We start from the raw sequence: 19221 nt of genomic DNA on the forward strand, positions 1-19221 counted from the left end.
ATCGCCTTCGGAACTCTCGCCCAGCTCCGGGCGGTTGTCCTGGGAGACGTAGTTGCAGCGCGGGGCGGCGACCGCGCTCGGGGCGACGACGCCGGCCGCGGGCGGCCCCCCCCCCCCGGGGCGGGGGCCCGCGGGGCCGGGGGGGGGGGGGGGGGGGGGCCGCCCCCCGCGGCGGCCGGGGGCGCCCGGGGCCCCCGCACCCCGTGGCGCGGCCCTGCCGGGGGCGCGCCGGACAGCAACGACGGGAGCTACGTACATGACCGCGCTGCGGGTCGCCGTGATCGGCGCCAAGGGCCGGATGGGCGCCGAGGCGTGCCGGGCCGTCGAGGCCGCCGACGGGCTCGAACTGGTCGCGCAGGTCGACCAGGGCGACGCCCTCGAGGCGCTGGTCGCCGCGGGCACCCAGGTCGTCGTCGACTTCACCCACCCGGGCGTGGTCATGGGCAACCTCGAATTCTGCGTCCGCAACGGCATTAACGCGGTGGTCGGCACCAGCGGCTTCACCCCGGACCGGCTCGACGCGATCCGCGGCTGGCTGGCCGAGCAGCCGTCGGTCGGCGTGCTGATCGCCCCCAACTTCGGCATCGGCGCGGTCCTCATGATGCAGTTCGCGGCCAAGGCCGCGCGCTTCTACGAGTCCGTCGAGATCGTCGAACTGCACCACCCCAACAAGGTCGACGCGCCCAGCGGCACGGCCCGGCGCACCGCCGAACTGGTCGCCGAGGCGCGCGCCGCCGCGGACCTCCCGGCGATGCCGGACGCCACCACCGACGACCCGGACGGCGCCCGCGGCGCCAAGGTCGACGGGATCCCCGTGCACGCCGTCCGGCTGCGCGGCCTGGTCGCCCACCAGGAAGTCCTGCTCGGCGACGCCGGCGAGATGCTCACCATCCGGCACGACTCCTTCGACCGCACCTCCTTCATGCCGGGTGTGATCCTGGGCGTGCGCAAGGTCGGCTCGGTGCCGGGCCTCACGCTCGGCCTGGAGCACTTCCTGGACCTGGGCTGAGGATGTCCCGAAGGACGACCCGAAGGGCGACCCGATGGACGGCTCGGGGATGGCTGGAGGCATGATTCGGGGGATGGTTCGGGGATGGTTCGACGGATGCTTCGAGGGATGGAAGGCGTGACCCGCCCGTGAAACAACGCGTCACCGCGCTGGTCCTCGTCGGCGTCCTCGTCTTCTACGTCCTGCTCGTCGGCAGCCGCGGTTTCATCGCCATCAAGGACGGCCGCCCGACCGTGGTGGTCCTCGGCATCGCCGTCCTGGTCATTCCGGTCGTCGGCGTCTGGTACATCTGGCGCGAGCTGCGCTTCGGCTTCACCATGCAGCAGCTGGCCCGCGAACTCGAGGCGGAGGGCGAACTCCCCGCCGACGAACTCGACCGCACCCCGAGCGGCCGCGTCTCACGGGACAGCGCCGACGAGGTCTTCGCCAAGCGCAAGGCCGAGACCGAGGCCGACCCGGAGAACTGGCGGGCCTGGTACCGCCTGGCCGTCGCCTACTCCGACGCCCGCGACAACGCCCGCGGCCGCAAGGCGATGCTCAACGCGATCCGGCTGCACCGCGCCGAACGCCGCTGACCCTTCGGCTCCCGCGGCCGCCCCGAGCGGTGGCGGCCGCGCCGCATACCGGCGTCACGCGGTCCGTTCCACCGCGACCACTTCGGGCGCCGCGGGGACCGCGGGCACTGCCGCCTCGGAGACCCCGGCCGCTTCGGGCCCAGCCGTCTCGGGGGCTGCGGTCTCGGGGACTGCGGCCAGAGCCGCCAGCGTCTCCGCTGATACCGGCGCCGAGAAGATCCCCACCACCGCGTCCACCAGATCCGCACAGAACGCCGCAGGCGGCAGCACGTCCTCGGGCATCCCCTCGTGCACCCGCTGCTCGCGGTCCGCGGTGGCGTGCACCGCCAGACTCCCGCCCAACTGCAGCCGGCTGCGCCGCACCGCGGTCGGCAGCTGCACCAGCGCCTCGCCGATCATCGCGCCGATCCGCGTCGCACTGCCCTCGACCCCCATCGCCGGCAGCGCGTACACCGACGCCCCGGCATGCTGGTGCACGCGGGCCAGAAACCGCACGTAGAAGCTCCCGCCGCCGTCGATCTGCTCGGCCAGCGGCCGCACCATCGCCTCGGTCAGCGCCCGCAGGTCGGCCCCCCGGCCGTCCCGCAGCAGCACGTCCACCATCTCCTCGCGCCGCCGGTTGATCCCCGCCAGCCGGAACGCGAAGATCGCGCGGATCAACTCCTCCTTCGTACCGAAGTGGTACTGCGCCGCGGAGTTGTTGCGCTGCCCGGCCGCCACACTGATCTGCCGCAGCGAGACCGCATCGATGCCGTGGACGGCGAAGAGGCGTTCGGCGGTGAGCAGCAGGCGCTCCCGGGTCAGGGCGCGAGTCTGGGTCGACGTCACCCGCCCACGTTAAGACGAGTGTCTTACTTGTTCAATGCGTGATCGCCGGGACTTTGCGCCGGTCATCACGCATCCGCGGGCGCCAACGCGGTGTGCAGCCGCACCTGCCGGACCCGCTGCGTCCCGTGCTCGTCGAGCTCCAGATCCCGGTGCGCCCCGTCCACCGCCCACCCGGCCGCCTCCAGGAACTCCCGCAGCGGCGCGTCCGGCTCCAGCACCCACATCACCAGGATCTCCGCCCCGCTGCCCCGCGCGTGCTCCACCGCGGCGGCCAGCAACCGCGACGCATGCCCCCGCCGCTGCTCCCCGGGCGCCACCACCAAGATGCTCAACTCCGCGGCGGACGCCGCCAGATCCGGATCCTGCGCAGGCACCACCGCGGCGAACCCGGCCGGCTCCTCGCCCGCGCACGCCACCAGCACCGTGTGCCGCGGACTCGGCGGATGCGCCGCGGCATGCTCCCACCCCGCGGCCAGCACCTCGGGATCGAACGGCTCCAACGCGACCTCGGGCAGCACCCCCTCGTACGCCGCCCGCCACGCCGTCGACTGGACGACCCCCAGCGCGGGACCGTCCGAGGCCCGCCCGGTTCGCACACTTACGTCCGCCATGCCGACTCCTTCGCAACAAGCTACGCCCTGCGGATTCTGCCGCGAATCACCCGCCCGCGTCTGCCGATCGACACGCAACGGTCCGACACGCGGAAGGGGCAAGCGGCGGCGGCACCCCCCGTGCCACGCTGTCCCCGACGCATCCCGCCGCGGAGAGGAACAGGACCATGGGGGCCCGGCTCTGGCGCACCGCCACCACCTGCGCAGCAGTCCTCCTGGCCACGACAAGCTGCGTGGTAGGCCCCACCATCACCGACGACCCCCCCAAACCCGCCGCCGCCACCGACCCCGCCTTCCCCCCGGACCAACCCAACCCCCCACAGGGCGGCAACCCGGGCAACTGGCCCCCCAACCCCGGCAATCCGACCGCCGCCCCGCCGTCGGCCAGTCCGTCGCCCACTCAGCAGGTGTACGCGATCGGCGGTACGGAACCCTTCGAATTCGCCCCCGGGATGAAGCTCTGGGTCGAGAAGATCGACAAGGTGGGGCCGATCGCCGTCGGCGCGCCGGGACGGGAAAAGGTCGCGGTGCGAATCGTGGTGCGCAACGACTCCAACCGCGATCTGCGCTCTTTCGGGCTGATCGTCACCCTGCGGGCCTGCCCCGCCCCCAGCGGAAGTTGCAGCACGCCGGGAGACGGACCGGACCGGGTCGAGCCCACGACCATCTCGGCGGGCAGCGAGCAGCCGGTCGTCCGGTACTTCGGGGTGACCGAGGTGGGCGCACTGGCCACCGCGCGCATCGACGTGGCCTACAACACGGCCCGTGGGACGTTCGGGACCCTCTGACCCGAACACGAGGTTGCGGAGCGGCCAGAGCAGAGGCGCCAATCGCATCCGCGGGCGGAAGGCTGTTTCCGTGCCCTGCGGGCCAGTTGCTCGGTGCTGGGGCGGTGTCAGGTAGGCCGCTCATGCTGCGGACGCGGCGCGTCAGGTGCCTCATCCGACGGCTGCGACGGGGCGGGGTCGGGTGGCGGGGGTGGTGGATCGGCGTGGCTAGGCTGAGGGGCGGTCGGGAACCTGGAGGGGGATCTGGGGCCCGGGCCGTGGCAAGTGATCATCTGTCCTAGGAGTGCCCCGCGTGTCCGACACGTTCGACGAGTCCGAGATCCGTTTCCGCAGTGATGTCACCGTGGAGTTGGTGAAGCACAGCGCCGGCGACCAGGACGTCCTGTGGGCGGCGCGGGTGTCGACCGCGGGGGAGAAGTCGCTGGACGAGCTGCAGAAGGATCCGGAGCGGTCCAAGGGGCTCATCAACTACCTGATGCGGGACAAGCACGGCAGCCCGTTCGAGCACAACTCGATGACGTTCTTCGTGAGCGCGCCGATCTTTGTGTTCCGGGAGTTCCACCGGCACCGGGTGGGGTGGTCGTACAACGAGGAGTCCGGCCGCTACCGCGAGCTGCAGCCGGTGTTCTATGTGCCCGCGGAGGACCGCAAGTTGGTGCAGCAGGGGAAGCCCGGCGCATATGACTTCGTGGACGGGACCGCGGAGCAGTTCAAGATCGTCGGGGAATCGACCCGCGAGTCGTACCGGCAGGCGTACCGTGCCTATCAGGAGATGCTGGCGGCCGGTGTCGCGCGCGAGGTGGCGAGGACCACGCTCCCGGTGGGGCTGTACTCGTCGATGTACGCGACCTGCAATGCCCGGTCGCTGATGCACTTCCTGGGGCTGCGGACGCGTCGGGACGATGCGGCGTACCCGTCGTTCCCGCAGCGCGAGATCGAGATGGTCGCGGAGAAGCTGGAGGCGGCGTGGGCGGAGCTGATGCCGCTGACGTACGCCGCATTCAACATGAACGGCCGCGTCGCACCGTGACGGCGGGATCCGCGTCCGGGTGAGGCGGGGCCGGGCGGGCACCGGAGGTCGGAAGGGCGCAGGTTAACCCGGGTCCGGCTGCCGCGCGTGCTCAAATCGGCACAAAGGGTGACGTACAACTTTTTTCGCGTCATTACCCGGCATTTTTCTCGTGCGTGCCTGATACTGAAGAAGACCTCGGCGCTGCTTGAACCCCCGAGCAGGCAGCGCCGGGGTCCCTTCATGTCCGGGGTCCGGCCGGGTCCGGCCGCGGTGCGGCCGGAGATCGGCCGAGGAACGGTTGGGGATCGGCCGGGGGCTGGTTCCGATGTCGGCCCCGGGGCCGTGCGCAGTGGGGGCCGGGGGGCAGGTCTCGTGTCGATCCGTGTGCGGTCCGGGTGTACGGCCGGTGTCGGTCCGTACGCCGGTCCGGGGAGTGCGTACCGCCGCTGGTGAGGACCGGAATGTGGGCCGCTACAGCCTCGCCGGTACCCGGCCCGGTACCGTTTGGGGCATGGCTCCGACCTCCACCCCCCAGACCCCTTTCGGCAGGGTTCTCACCGCGATGGTGACGCCGTTCACGGCCGAGGGCGCGCTCGACCTGGATGCGGCCCAGCGGCTGGCCGTGCATCTCGTCGACGCCGGCAACGACGGCCTGGTCGTCAACGGCACCACGGGCGAGTCGCCCACCACGAGTGATGCCGAGAAAGCCCGGCTGGTACGGGCTGTGGTGGAAGCCGTCGGGGACCGGGCGTTCGTGGTCGCGGGGGTGGGCACCAACGACACGGCGCACAGCGTCGAGCTGGCGCGCGAGGCGGCGGACGCCGGGGCGCACGGGCTGCTGCTGGTGACGCCGTACTACAGCAAGCCCCCGCAGGAGGGGCTCTACCGGCACACGGTGCGCGTCGCGGACGCCACCGAGCTGCCGTCGATGCTGTACGACATCCCGGGCCGGACCGCGGTGGCGCTGGAGACCGAGACGATCGTCCGGTTGGCCGAGCACCCGCGGATCGTGGCGAACAAGGACGCGAAGGGCGACCTCGGCGAGGCGTCGTGGGTCATGGCGCGTACCGACCTGGCCTACTACTGCGGCGACGACATGCTGAACCTGCCGCTGCTGTCGGTGGGCGCCGCCGGTTTCGTGAGTGTCGTGGGGCATGTCGTGGCACCCGAGCTGCGTGCCCTGGTGGATGCGTACCTGGCGGGCGATGTCGCCAAGGCCCGGGAGATCCACCAGCGGCTGCTGCCGGTGTACACCGGAATCTTCCGCACCCAGGGTGTGATTTTGAGCAAGGCCGCGCTTGCGGCGCAGGGCCTCATCGGCGGCACGCTGCGGCTGCCGCTGATCGAGGCGACGGAGGAGCAGATCGCCCGGCTGAGGCAGGATCTCGCGGCGGGCGGGGTACAGCTGTAGAAAGTGCCCGGACGAGAGCACAACTCGTCCGGGTTTGAACGCATCACTTGCGCAGGACGCCCGGTCGATCCGGGCGCGCCCGCGTGGCGAGGAGAGAACTTGAGTCATCCGCATCCGGAACTCGGGCCGCCCCCGGAACTCCCTGAGGGCGGACTCCGTGTCATCGCTCTGGGCGGTCTCGGCGAGATCGGCCGGAACATGACCGTCTTCGAGTGCGCCGGGCGGCTGCTGATCGTCGACTGCGGGGTGCTGTTCCCCGAGGAGGAGCAGCCCGGTGTCGATCTCATCCTGCCGGACTTCACCGCGATCAGGGACCGCCTCGACGACATCGAGGCGATCGTGCTCACGCACGCGCACGAGGACCACATCGGTGCCGTGCCGTACCTGCTGCGCGAGAAGGGCGACATCCCGCTCATCGGCTCGAAGCTGACGCTGGCGCTGATCGAGGCCAAGCTCAACGAGCACCGCATCCGCCCGTACACCCTCGAGGTGGCGGAGGGCGACCGGGAGCGCCTCGGCCCGTTCGACTGCGAATTCATCGCGGTCAACCACTCGATCCCGGACGCGCTCGCGGTCGCGATCCGCACGCCGGCCGGCATGGTCGTGCACACCGGCGACTTCAAGATGGACCAGCTGCCGCTGGACGGCCGGCTCACCGACCTTCCGGCGTTCGCCCGACTGGGTGAAGAAGGCATCGACCTTCTGCTGGCCGACTCGACCAACGCCGAGGTCCCCGGCTTTATCCCGCCGGAGCGCGACATCGCCGGCGTCCTGGACCGGGTCTTCGCGGACGCCGACCAGCGCATCATCGTGGCCAGCTTCGCCAGCCATGTGCACCGCATCCAGCAGGTGCTGGACACCGCGTACGCGTACGAGCGCAAGGTCGCCTTCGTCGGCCGCTCGATGGTGCGCAACATGGGTGTGGCCCGCGACCTGGGCTATCTGAAGGTGCCGGCCGGCCTGGTGGTCGACGTCAAGACGCTCGACGACCTGAAGCCGGACGAGGTCGTACTGGTGTGCACCGGTTCGCAGGGCGAGCCGATGGCCGCGCTGTCGCGGATGGCCAACCGCGACCACCAGCAGATCCGCATCGTCGAGGGCGACACGGTCGTGCTGGCCTCCTCGCTGATCCCGGGCAACGAGACCGCGGTCTTCCGGGTCATCAACGGCCTGACCCGCTGGGGCGCCAACGTCGTGCACAAGGGCAACGCCAAGGTGCACGTGTCCGGGCACGCCTCGGCCGGCGAGCTGCTGTACTTCTTCAACATCGCCAAGCCGCGCAACTTCATGCCGGTGCACGGCGAGTGGCGGCACCTGCGGGCGGCCGCCGACCTCGCACACAAGACGGGCGTCCGCAGGGACCGCATCGTCATCGCCGAGGACGGCGTGGTCGTGGACCTGGTGGACGGCGTGGCCCGGATCACCGGCAAGGTGCAGGCCGGTTACGTCTACGTGGACGGCCTCTCCGTCGGCGATGTGACCGAGGCTTCGCTCAAGGACCGCCGGATCCTGGGTGACGAGGGCTTCGTGTCGGTCTTCCTGGTGGTGGACTCGTCCACCGGCAAGGTGGTCGGCGGACCCACGATCACGGCCCGCGGTTCGGGTATCGACGATGCGAAGTTCGACGACGTGATCCCGCGGATCGAGGACATCCTGACGAAGGCGGCTGCGGACGGCGTGGCCGAGCCGTACCAGCTGCAGCAGCAGGTGCGCCGGGTCGTCGGCAAGTGGGTCAGCGACACCTTCCGCCGCCGGCCGATGATCCTCCCGGTGGTCGTGGAGGTCTGAGCCGGGCCCGGTCATGGGACCGGAGAGTTGTGGGCTGGGGCCCGCGGTGGAGCATCCGCCGCGGGCCCCAGCCGTGTGCGGGATGGGTTTGGTGCGGGGTCGGTTGGGTGCGGGGCAGGGCGTGTACGGGATGGCCCGTGTGCGGGACGGGCCGGGGCGGCGGTGCGCCCGGGGGTGGGCGCAGGCGCACCGCCGCGTCGTGGGGCCGCCTGTGGTCAGGCGGCGCGATCGCGGGTGTCCTCGGCGGCCCGTAGTTCGGCTCTGATCCGGGCCATGAGGGTGTCCGGGTACGAGGTGATCTCGCCCGGACCGCATTCCAGGACCCGCCAGCCGACGCCGCCGATACTGCGGTGGCGCAGCCGGATCGCCGGGAGCGCGGCCGGGGCCGCCCCGGTCGACAGCGGGGTCCGGTCCAGGTCGACGGCCAGTCGCACCAGCGGCCAGGCCAGCGTGAACCGGTGCAGGACCCGGCCGAAGGCCGACACCACTTGCCAGCCGGGTTCCGGCGCCGGGATGCGGGCCATGTGCAGGGCGAGCCGCAGCCGGGTCTCCTCCGTGCTTGCGCTGCGGCCGTCGGCGAGCCGGGCCACGTCGGCCAGTTGCCGGACCCCTGCGTACCCGTGGAACCGGGCGACGGTGTCCTCCAATTGCCGTTTCGAGAACTGCCGGCTGTGCAGGAAGGCGTCTGCGACGGCGACCGCGGGACCGAGGTCCCAGGTACGGCCCAGGTCGGCCGCGGTGCGCAACGGGGTCGTGGCCTGCAGGCCCGCCACGCGGGTCGTCTCTCCTTTCTCGAAGGTCCAGCTGCGGCCCAGCACCCCGGACCGGCGCGGCGGGGTCGCGGAGCCCGGGACCGCCGCCTCCACCGGCAGCGGGCGGCCCCGGCGGTCGTGGGTCCCGGCCGCCCCGATGCCCCATATCCAGGCGGCAGTACGGCCGCAGATCACCGCGTCCGGAGCCATGAGGGCGAAGGCGCGGGCCCGCAGTGTGGGGGAGTCGGGCACGTGGCTGCCGACGTACGCGCCGCGCAGCACCATGCGGGTGTCGCCGTCGCGCAGCCAGCGGCGCAGTGCGGCGCGGCCGATGCCGTGGGCGGCTGCGCCGGCGACGGTGAAGGGGGAGGACAGGAACGCCGTGAGGCGTGCTTCGTCGGCGGACATGGGCTCACTGTGGCTCCCTGTGGACGGCGGCGCGCTCCGCCGTCCACAGGGGCGCCGCGGCGGTCCGCTCATCACACCGGAGGGACGCCGGGATCAAGGGGTGCCACCAAGACCTCGGAGGCGGGCTTGGCGGGCTTCGTCGGCTTCGGCTTGGGCTTGGCCGGCTTCGTCGGCTTGGCGGGCTTGTTCGGCTTGGTGGGCTTGGCCGTGGGGGTGGTCGGCTTGGGCTTGGCGGGTGAACGCGGCTTCCCGCAGCCCTTCTTGGCCCGGTAGAGCACCTTCCAGGTCGCCTCGTCGGTGTAGCCGCTCTCCTTGACCTTGTTGCACTGCTGCACCCACAGCACGGCCTTGGTGGTCTCCGGTCCGAAGATGCCGGAGACGTCGAACTTCGTGGGGTACCCGGACCGGGTGTTGATCAGGCACTGGGCCTGGGCGACCGCATCGCCTTCGGAACTCTCGCCCAGCTCCGGGCGGTTGTCCTGGGAGACGTAGTTGCAGCGCGGGGCGGCGACCGCGCTCGGGGCGACGACGCCGGCCGCGGCCGCCACCGCGCCGGAGAGCAGGAGCACGGCGGCGCGGTTGCGGCCGGCGGTGCGGGTGCGCCGGGCGCTGCGCGGCGTGCGGGGCGCGTCGGCGACGCGGGAGACGGTACGCATGGCTCCTCCTGAGGACCGGTACCCGAGGCGTTTCCTCGAGGACACGGACGACGCTACGGAGCCCCGAAGCCCGGACCGAGAAGGCTGATCTTCATACCGGCGAGACTGAAATGCCGGGAAAGCAGGGCGAGTTCCCGCCACGATCGACAGACGACCGACCAGACCCGCCGAGCAAGGCCGAGGCCGCCCGCCGACGAGCACGCACACCAGGTCGCCGACGCGCCGACCGCCCCACCTCACCGTGCAAGATCACGAGAGGGAAGCGAAGAGCACGCAATGGCAACGAAGTCGCACGCCCTGCGGCCCCTCGGCGAGCGCTGCGGCCGGCCGCCGCAGCGGCAACAGGAACCCCAGCCGGGGCCGTCCTCGTCGTCACGGTCGGCTCGCGTGCTCGCCGACAACGCTCAGCACCGGGATCGTCGTGGCCTCGCAGGCAGGTTCCGTTGCCGACCGCGGTCAGTGCTCGTGGTCGGCGACCACGCGCAGGACCAGGATTGCCATGTCGTCTCGGGCCGGTTCCGCCGCGAAGGTCTCGACGGCGCGGTGGACTCGGGCGGCGACTGCGCCCGCGGTCATGCCCGTGCAGCCGCCGAGGACGCGGGCCAGGCCGTCGTCGCCCAGCATGCGGCTGCCCTCGCGGCGTTCGGTGACGCCGTCGGTGACGCAGAGCAGGACGTCGCCCGGGTCGAGGTCCACCGTCTCGGCGACCAGGTCGACTTCGTCGAGGACGCCGAGCAGCGGCTGCGGGTTGGCGACCTGCTCGACCGAGCCGTCCGGCCGCAGCCGAAGCGGCAGCGGGTGGCCGGCGGAGACCAGGTTCAGCCGTACGCCGCCCTCCTCGCGGGGCGTCATGTGGCCGTGCAGCAGCGTCAGGAACCGGCTGCGCGGGCCTTCGTCGAGGATGGCGGTGTTGAGGCGCTGCAGGACCGCCGGGACCGGCATGCCCTCGCGGGCCAGCAGCCGCAGGGCCTGGCGGGCCAGCCCGGTGACCGCGGCGGCCTCGGGGCCGGTGCCGCAGACGTCGCCGATCGCGAAGCCCCACAGGTCGGGGCCGATGGTGAACAGGTCGTAGAAGTCGCCGCCGACCTCGTTGCTCTCGCCGGACGCCTGGTAGACGACCTCGATGTCCATGCCCGGCACGCGCGGCAGTTCGGGCGGGAGGAGGCTGCGCTGCAGGGCCTGGCTGGTGGCGCTGCGCTCCGAGTAGAGGCGGGCGTTGTCCATCGCCAGGGCGGCGCGCCGCGAGAGGTCTTCGGCGAGTTCGAGGGTCTCGCGCCGGAAGCGCTCGCCGGCCGCGTTGCCGAGTGTGAGCATGCCGATCCCGCGGCCGCGGGCGACCAGCGGCAGCGAGACGACCTCGCCGGTCACGAGGTCTTCGTGCTGCGCGGCGGCCTCCGCGCCGAGGCGGCGCAGCCCGGGCCAGGCGCGGGCGCCCGGCGTCGGGTGGGCGCGCGGCGGCTCGGCCTGGTCGAGGAGTTCGCGGAGGTCGTCGATGCGCGTCTCGTCGGTGTGCCAGACGCAGCCGAGGGAGGGGTCGTGGCCTTCGCCGATGGTGTGCACCGCGCACCAGGTGGCCAGCCGCGGGACGACGATCTGCGCGACCATGGCGAGCGTCATCTCGGGGTCGAGCGTGCCGGCCAGCAGGTCGGACGCCTCGGCGAGGAAGGACAGCGAGCCGCGGCGCACGCGTTCGAGCTCGGAGAGCCGGGCGCTTTCCACGGACAGCGAGATGCGGTCGGCGGCGCGCTGCAGGCGCGCGGCGGCGTCGTTGTCGAAGTGCGCGGCCGTCTCGGACGCGACGCCGATGGTGCCGGTCAGCCGCCCCTCGACCTTGAGCGGCGCGGTGACCGCCGAGCGCATGCCGCTGTCCGCGAGCAGCGGTACAGCGTCGTGGACGGCCTCGGCGTCCTCGTGCACGGCCGGCATGCGGGCGGTGCCGAAGCGCCCCGCGGACGTCTCGACCGGGACGCGGGCGAAGCGCTGCTGCGCGGTGCCCAGGCCCGTGGTGGCCCGGACCTCCATCTCGCTCTCGTCGTCGGTGGCGATGAGCACGAACGCCGCATCGCCGTCCAGGAGGTCGCGGCCGCGCTCGATGGCGCGCTGCAGGAGCTCGTCCAGCCCGGTCCGGTTGGGGCCCTCCAGGCCGTCCCATTCCGTGTCGGTCGGCGGCGGTACGGGGGTGCGCCCGGCGGCCGCCGCGGCGCGGGTCTCCAGGACGGCCCGGGCCCGGGCCGGCACCGCGAGCAGCACCAGCTGGGGGTTGTCGGACACGTCGCGCAGCCGCACGTGCGAGGCGAAGACGCGTACCGGCCGGCCTTCCGCGTGCTTGATGTCGTACATGCCCTGCCAGCGCGACAGCTCCAGCATGGCCGCGAAGGGCAGGTCGCCGTCGTTGATCTCCGGCGTGTGCGGCCAGTCGACCAGCTCGGACAGCCGCATGCCGACGGCCTCCTGGGCGGGCCGCCCGAAGAGGTCCGCCGCGTCGACGTTCCAGTGCGTGACCCGCTGGTACGCGTCCGCGTGCACCACGGCCACCCGCACCGGGGTGTCCGCGCCGGGCAGGACGTGGGTGGGCAGCGTGGGCCCGGCCAGGCTGGTCGCCGCCGTGCCGCCGTCCGGCAGGTCGAGCCGGAACCAGACCTGCTTGATGCTCTTGGTGTACTCCACGCCCCACGCGGACGCGATGGAGGCGGACAGGAAGAGTCCGCGGCCGCTCTCGTCGTCCGCATCGAAGGCGGCCACCGGGGCCGGGAGTTCCAGGGTCGGGTAGCGGTCCACGACCTCGATCTGCACGGCACCGTCGTAGCGGACGCAGGAGACTTCGGTCGCGGTCCCGGCATGCACGATGGCATTGGTCACAAGCTCGCTGACCAGCAGCACGGCGTCGTCGACGACGCCCGCTGCGTCCCATTCGGTCAGGGTCTGGCGCACGAAGGATCGCGCGGCGGCCACCGATCGGCCCTCAGGGGCGAACGTGGCGCTCACTCTCGCGGTGACGACCATCTCGGTTTCCGGATCCATACACTCCGCATCCTGCGATCTGCGGTGGTTGCGGTGGCGCGACCTCGCGGCTTCCTGGTCTGTGCGGTGGCGCGAGGCGCTCCCCGCGGCAGCTCCGCACACTACCGCTTCCCCGCGACACGGGCGCAGGTCCTTGACGAACATTGACCCCTGTGCAATGGGGCCCGGACCTGCGGAGTCGGCCGTGTACACCCCGCAAGGATGCAAGACTGCCGGTATCAGCGGCGCCCGCCCACCCGGAGCCCCAGGGAGCCGGCAGGCCGGCGGGCGCCGGGGCCGGGTGGAGGAATTTCGAGATGGCGAACGCTTCCAAGCGCGACGGGCGTGCCGGGACCGCGGCGAAGCGCGCGGCCAAGGCCGCCGCGACCGGGGCGGCAGGCGCGTCCTCGGGCAAGGGTGCACGCCGCGCCGCGGGAGCGGGCGGAAACTCAGGCAACGCCGGAAACGCCGGAAACACAGCCGGGACCAGCGGAAATGGCGGAAACGGCGGCAGCGCGGCCGCCCGCCGCGCCGAGGAGCGCGAGCTGCGGCAGCTCCTCGACGCGCTCACCGCGGTCCGGGACGGCAACTTCCGGCGCCGCCTGACCGTCTCCGGCAACGGCGTGATGAGCGAGATCGCCGCGGTCTTCAACGACGTGGTGGACCGCAACCAGCACCTGGCCGGCGAGCTGGCCCGGGTACGCCGCGTCGTGGGCCGCGAGGGCAAGCTGAGCGAGCGCTTCGTGTCCGGCCCCGGCGAGGGCGCCTGGGCGGCCAGCTTCGAGAACGCGAACGCGCTGGTGGAGGACCTGGTACGGCCGACCGTGGAGGTCGGCCGGGTGCTCGCCGCGGTGGCCGAGGGCGACCTGTCGCAGCGTATGGAGCAGCGCGTCGGGGACCAGCCGCTGCGCGGCGAGGTGCTGCGGATGGGCCGGACCGTGAACGGCCTGGTGGACCAGCTGTCGGCGTTCGCCGACGAGGTCACCCGGGTGGCCCGCGAGGTGGGCACCGAGGGCAAGCTGGGCGGCCAGGCCCAGGTGCGCGGCGTGTCGGGCAGCTGGAAGGACCTCACCGACTCGGTCAACACGATGGCCAGCCGGCTGACCGCGCAGGTCCGCGACATCGCGCTGGTGACCACCGCGGTGGCCAAGGGCGACCTGTCCCGCAAGGTCACCGTCGAGGTCGCGGGCGAGATGCTCGAACTCAAGAACACCGTGAACACCATGGTCGACCAGCTGTCCGGGTTCGCCGACGAGGTGACCCGCATGGCCCGCGAGGTGGGCACCGAAGGGCGCCTCGGCGGCCAGGCCCGGGTCGAGGGGGTCTCGGGCACCTGGAAGGACCTGACCGACTCGGTCAATGTCATGGCCGGGAACCTGACCGCCCAGGTCCGCGACATCGCGCAGGTCACCACCGCGGTCGCGTACGGCGACCTGTCGCAGACCATCACCGTGTCGGCCCGCGGCGAGATGGCGCAGCTGGCCGAGACGATCAACTCGATGACCGGGACGCTGCGCACGTTCGCGTCCGAGGTGACGCGCGTGGCCCGCGAGGTCGGCATCGAGGGCCGCCTCGGCGTGCAGGCCCAGGTGCCGGGCGGCGCGGGTATTTGGAAGGGCCTGACCGACTCGGTCAACACCGCGTTCTTCAACCTGACCGCGCAGGTCCGCGACATCGCGCAGGTCACCACGGCAGTGGCGCAGGGCGACCTGTCGCAGAAGATCACCGTCGATGTGTCCGGCGAGATGCTCGAACTCAAGAACACCGTCAACACGATGGTCGACCAGCTGTCCGCATTCGCCTCCGAAGTGACCCGCGTCGCGCGCGAGGTGGGCAGCGACGGCATCCTGGGCGGCCAGGCGCAGGTCCCGGGCGTGGCCGGCACCTGGAAGGACCTCACCGACTCGGTGAACTTCATGGCCGGCAACCTGACCGGCCAGGTCCGCAACATCGCGCAGGTGTCGACCGCAGTGGCCCGCGGCGACCTGTCGCAGAAGATCACCGTCGACGTGTCCGGCGAGATGCTCGAGCTGAAGAACACCGTCAACACGATGGTCGACCAGCTGTCCGCGTTCGCCTCCGAAGTGACCCGCGTGGCCCGCGAGGTGGGCAGCGACGGCGTGCTCGGCGGCCAGGCCCGCGTGGTGCCCGGCGTGGCAGGCGTCTGGCTGGACCTGACCGACTCGGTGAACTTCATGGCCGGGAACCTGACCGGCCAGGTCCGCAACATCGCCGACGTCACCACCGCCGTCGCGCGCGGCGACCTGTCCAAGAAGATCGACGTCGAGGCCCGCGGCGAGATCCTCGAACTCAAGAACACCGTCAACACCATGGTCGACCAGCTGTCCGCATTCGCGGGCGAGGTCACCCGAGTCGCCCGCGAAGTGGGTACGGAAGGCATCCTCGGCGGCCAGGCGCAGGTGCTCGGCCTGGGCGGCGTGTGGCGCGACCTGACCTACTCGGTGAACTTCATGGCGGGCAACCTGACAGGCCAGGTGCGCAGCATCGCCCAGGTCGCCACCGCGGTCGCGAAGGGCGACCTGTCGCAGAAGATCACCGTCGACGCCCGCGGCGAGATCCTCGAGCTCAAGACGACGATCAACACGATGGTCGACCAGTTGTCCGCGTTCGCGGGCGAGGTCACCCGAGTCGCGCGCGAAGTGGGCACCGAGGGGCGCCTCGGCGGCCAGGCCGACGTGAAGGGCGTCTCCGGTACCTGGAAGGACCTGACCGAGTCCGTCAACGTCATGGCCGGCAACCTGACCGGCCAGGTGCGCTCCATCGCCGAGGTGACCACCGCGGTCGCGGGCGGCGATCTGACCCAGAAGATCATGGTCGACGCGCGCGGCGAGATCCTCGAGCTCAAGGACACCATCAACACGATGGTCGACCAGCTCTCCGCGTTCGCCGACGAGGTCACCCGGGTCGCCCGCGAGGTCGGCACCGAGGGCATCCTCGGCGGCCAGGCCCGCGTCCGCGGCGTCTCGGGCACCTGGAAGGACCTCACCGACAACGTCAACTCGATGGGCAACAACCTCACCAGCCAGGTCCGCAACATCGCGCAGGTCGCGACCGCGGTGGCGTCCGGCGACCTCTCCAAGAAGATCGACGTGGAGGCGCGCGGCGAGGTCCTGGAGCTCAAGAACACCCTCAACACCATGGTCGACACGCTGCGCGCCTTCGCCGACGAGGTCACGCGCGTGGCCCGCGAGGTGGGTACGGAAGGCATCCTCGGCGGCCAGGCGCACGTGCCCGGCGTGGCCGGCACCTGGAAGGACCTGACCGACAACGTCAACTCGATGGCCGACAACCTCACCGGCCAGGTGCGGTCCATCGCCGAGGTGACCACGGCGGTCGCGAGGGGCGACCTGTCGCAGAAGATCACCGTCGACGCCCGCGGCGAGATCCTCGAGCTCAAGACGACGATCAACACGATGGTCGACCAGCTGTCCGCGTTCGCCTCCGAGGTGACCCGCGTGGCCCGCGAGGTGGGCAGCGACGGCATCCTGGGCGGCCAGGCCGAGGTGGAAGGCGTCTCGGGCACCTGGAAGCAGCTCACCGAGAACGTGAACGAGCTGGCCGGCAACCTGACCCGGCAGGTCCGCGCGATCGCCGAGGTGGCCACCGCGGTGACCCGCGGCGACCTGACCCTGCAGATCGACGTGGACGCGCGCGGCGAGATCCTCGAACTGCGCGACAACATCAACCAGATGATCGCGAACCTGGGGGAGACCACCCGGGCCAACATCGAGCAGGACTGGCTGAAGACCAACCTGGCCCGCATCTCCGGACTCATGCAGGGCCGCCGCGACCTGATGGCGGTGGCCGCGCTCATCATGAGCGAGCTGACCCCGGTGGTGTCCGCGCAGCACGGCGCGTTCTTCCTGGCCGAGTCGACCATCGAGGACCGCATCGAGCTGCGCCTGATCGCCAGTTACGGCTACCAGAGCGGCGGTGCGCCGACCCGGTTCCGGCTCGGCCAGTCGCTGGTCGGCCAGGCCGCGCTGGAGAAGCGCTCGATCCTGGTGGAGCAGGCCCCGCCCGGCTACATCAAGATCTCCTCGGGGCTCGGCGAGGCGCCCCCGGTCAACGTCGTCGTGCTGCCGGTGCTGTTCGAGGACCAGCTGCTCGGCGTCCTCGAACTCGCCTCGTTCAGCGCGTTCACCCAGGTGCACCGCAACTTCCTGGAGCAGCTCAACGAGCAGATCGGCGTCACGGTCAACACGATCATGGCGAACTCGCGCACCGAGATGCTGCTCGCCGAGTCCCAGCGCCTCACCGAGGAGCTGCAGGAGCGTTCCGAGGAACTCCAGCGGCAGCAGGGCGAGTTGCGCCACTCCAATGCGGAGCTGGAGGACAAGGCCGAACTGCTCGCCCGGCAGAACCGGGACATCGAGATCAAGAACAGCGAGATCGAGCAGGCCCGCAAGGCCCTCGAAGAGCGCGCCGAGCAGCTCGCGCTGTCCTCGCGCTACAAGTCCGAGTTCCTCGCCAACATGTCGCACGAGCTGCGCACGCCGCTCAACAGCCTGCTGATCCTGGCCAAGCTGCTCGCCGACAACGTCGAGGGCAACCTGACCCGCAAGCAGGTGGAGTTCTCCGAGACGATCCATGCGGCCGGCTCCGACCTGCTGCAGCTGATCAACGACATCCTCGACCTGTCCAAGGTGCAGGCCGGGAAGATGGACGTACGCCCGGCCCGCATCGCGCTCGCCCAGCTCATGGACTACGTCGAGGCGACGATCCGCCCGCTCGCGGTGGAGAAGGGCCTCGACTTCACCGTCCACGTCTCGCCGGAAGTGCCCGGCACCCTCTACACCGACGAGCAGCGCCTGCAGCAGGTGCTGCGCAACCTGCTCTCCAATGCGGTCAAGTTCACCGACACCGGCTCGGTCGAGGTGGTGATCCGGCTCACCGACGACATCCCGGTGAGCGGCGGCGACCTGGAGGACGCGGCGCACGCCATCGCCTTCTCCGTGGTGGACACCGGCATCGGGATCGCCGAGGACAAGCTCAAGGTCATCTTCGAGGCGTTCCAGCAGGCCGACGGGACGACCAGCCGCCGCTACGGCGGCACCGGGCTCGGCCTGTCGATCAGCCGCGAGATCGCCTGGCTGCTCGGCGGCGAGATCCACGCGGAGAGCGAGGCCGGGCGCGGCAGCACCTTCACGCTGTACGTGCCGCTCGACAACGTCCTCGCCGAGGACGCGCAGGCCCCGTCCGCGGCCACTGCGGCCCGCCCGCTCGGCGCCGGCCCGGAGAGCGCCGCGGCGGACGGCCGCCCGGCGATCACCGCCGCTCCGGACGGCTTCGCGGCGCAGCGCCCCGCGGCGTCCCGCAAGCGGATCCTGGCGGTCGAGGAGCCGCAGGCGGAGGGCGGCCCGATCGCCACCACGCTGGCCGGGCTCGGCGACCTCGTCGAGGTGGCCACCGCGGCGACCCCGGCCGAGGCGGCCGCCGCGATCGAGCTGTTCGCGCCCGCCTGCATCGTGGTCGACCTGCGGCTGGCCGACGAGGGCGGCTGGCGCCTGCTCGACGCGGTGTCCGGCCGGGCCGACCTGCAGGACGTCCCGGTCGTGGTGCACGTCCCGGTGCGGCCGACCCGCTCGGAGGCCGCCCGGCTGCGCGCGTACCGGCGCCGGATCGCGACCCTGCACCGCGTCTCGGGACCGGATGCGCTCGCCGATTTCGTCACCGATGCGGTGCGCCGCTCGCCCGAGGAGGTGCGCACCAAGCCGGCCGTGCACCCGTTCGAGGGGTCTTTCCGTGGCGAAAAGGTGCTGATCGTCGACGACGACGTGCGCAACGTGTTCGCGCTGACCAGCGTGCTCGAGCAGTACGGGCTGGTGGTCACCTATGCGGAGAACGGCCGCGAGGGGATCGAGAAGCTGCAGGCCGAGGAGGACATCGCGATCGTCCTGATGGACATCATGATGCCGGAGATGGACGGCTACGCCACGACGTCGGCCATCCGCCGCATGCCGCAGTACGCGGGCCTGCCGATCATTGCGCTGACGGCGAAGGCGATGAAGGGGGACCAGGAGAAGAGCATCGCGTCCGGGGCGTCCGACTACGTCGCGAAGCCCGTGGACACCGGGCATCTCCTGGGCCTCATCCGTACCTGGCTGGAACACTGAGGCGGCGTAAGGTAATTGGAGGTGTCCGGCATGTCCGGGTCGGTGGCGAAAGATGCGCGGATGCGGCCACCGGCCCGGCCTGCCCGGGAACCCCGGGACTGTCGGAAGCGTTGAATCCGTGGGAGGGTTCAGCGGGGCCGACCGACACCGTACGTGGGTTTTCGGTTACGCCGTGCGGTCGTCGCTTCCGGAACCGCCTGCCTCGGTCCGGCCGGGAGCACTACCATGACCGGGACGACCACAGAC

General features: G+C 71.7%; 12 protein-coding genes. 7 read left to right on the forward strand and 5 right to left on the reverse strand.

All coding sequences use genetic code 11. The features are described from left to right. Nucleotides 1-256: 256 nt before the first annotated feature. Both dapB and LZ495_RS37035 read left to right on the forward strand, forming a co-directional pair. Nucleotides 257-1009 (forward strand): 4-hydroxy-tetrahydrodipicolinate reductase, encoded by a 753-nt coding sequence (gene dapB, locus LZ495_RS37030; RefSeq protein WP_235057562.1) that lies wholly within the window; start codon nt 257-259, stop codon nt 1007-1009. 128 nt (nt 1010-1137) lie between these two features. Next, nucleotides 1138-1584, forward strand: a complete 447-nt coding sequence (locus LZ495_RS37035) for a hypothetical protein (protein WP_235057563.1) — start codon at nt 1138-1140, stop codon at nt 1582-1584. Between the two features lie 54 nt (nt 1585-1638). Here LZ495_RS37035 and LZ495_RS37040 read toward each other — a convergent pair whose 3' ends face one another. Both LZ495_RS37040 and LZ495_RS37045 read right to left on the reverse strand, forming a co-directional pair. Beyond that, nucleotides 1639-2412 carry a TetR/AcrR family transcriptional regulator gene (locus LZ495_RS37040; RefSeq protein ID WP_235057564.1) on the reverse strand — a complete coding sequence of 258 codons (774 nt, stop codon included), beginning with the start codon at nt 2410-2412 and terminating at the stop codon, nt 1639-1641. Nucleotides 2413-2477: 65 nt separating this feature from the next. Further along, nucleotides 2478-3023 carry a GNAT family N-acetyltransferase gene (locus LZ495_RS37045; RefSeq protein ID WP_235057565.1) on the reverse strand — a complete coding sequence of 182 codons (546 nt, stop codon included), beginning with the start codon at nt 3021-3023 and terminating at the stop codon, nt 2478-2480. A 167-nt stretch (nt 3024-3190) separates the two neighbouring features. Between LZ495_RS37045 and LZ495_RS37050 the strand changes: the two genes are divergently transcribed. From LZ495_RS37050 to LZ495_RS37065, 4 genes are all read left to right on the forward strand, one after another. After that, a complete protein-coding gene (locus LZ495_RS37050; protein WP_235057566.1) occupies nt 3191-3811 on the forward strand; it encodes a hypothetical protein in 621 nt (206 codons plus the stop codon). Between the two features lie 292 nt (nt 3812-4103). Beyond that, entirely contained in the window at nt 4104-4841 is a 738-nt protein-coding gene (thyX, locus tag LZ495_RS37055; RefSeq protein WP_235057567.1) for an FAD-dependent thymidylate synthase, read from the forward strand. A 493-nt stretch (nt 4842-5334) separates the two neighbouring features. After that, nucleotides 5335-6234, forward strand: coding sequence for a 4-hydroxy-tetrahydrodipicolinate synthase (dapA, locus tag LZ495_RS37060; RefSeq protein ID WP_235057568.1), 900 nt, complete (start codon nt 5335-5337; stop codon nt 6232-6234). A 99-nt stretch (nt 6235-6333) separates the two neighbouring features. After that, nucleotides 6334-8022, forward strand: coding sequence for a ribonuclease J (locus LZ495_RS37065; protein WP_235057569.1), 1689 nt, complete (start codon nt 6334-6336; stop codon nt 8020-8022). Nucleotides 8023-8237: 215 nt separating this feature from the next. On the opposite strand, the gene LZ495_RS37070 is transcribed toward LZ495_RS37065, so the two are convergent. From LZ495_RS37070 to LZ495_RS37080, 3 genes are all read right to left on the reverse strand, one after another. Further along, nucleotides 8238-9182: a hypothetical protein gene (locus tag LZ495_RS37070; RefSeq protein ID WP_235057570.1), complete on the reverse strand. Its 945-nt coding sequence runs from the start codon at nt 9180-9182 to the stop codon at nt 8238-8240. A gap of 71 nt (nt 9183-9253) precedes the next feature. After that, nucleotides 9254-9838, reverse strand: a complete 585-nt coding sequence (locus tag LZ495_RS37075) for a peptidoglycan-binding domain-containing protein (protein ID WP_235057571.1) — start codon at nt 9836-9838, stop codon at nt 9254-9256. Between the two features lie 456 nt (nt 9839-10294). Continuing rightward, on the reverse strand, nt 10295-12859 hold the full coding sequence (locus LZ495_RS37080) for a SpoIIE family protein phosphatase (RefSeq protein WP_235057572.1): 2565 nt from the start codon (nt 12857-12859) through the stop codon (nt 10295-10297). A gap of 296 nt (nt 12860-13155) precedes the next feature. Here LZ495_RS37080 and LZ495_RS37085 point away from each other — a divergent pair, with 296 nt between their 5' ends. After that, a complete protein-coding gene (locus tag LZ495_RS37085; RefSeq protein WP_235057573.1) occupies nt 13156-18975 on the forward strand; it encodes a HAMP domain-containing protein in 5820 nt (1939 codons plus the stop codon). The last annotated feature ends 246 nt before the right edge of the window (nt 18976-19221 follow it).

Source organism: Yinghuangia soli, from assembly GCF_021502675.1.
In the GTDB taxonomy this organism is placed as follows: Bacteria; Actinomycetota; Actinomycetes; order Streptomycetales; family Streptomycetaceae; genus Yinghuangia; species Yinghuangia soli.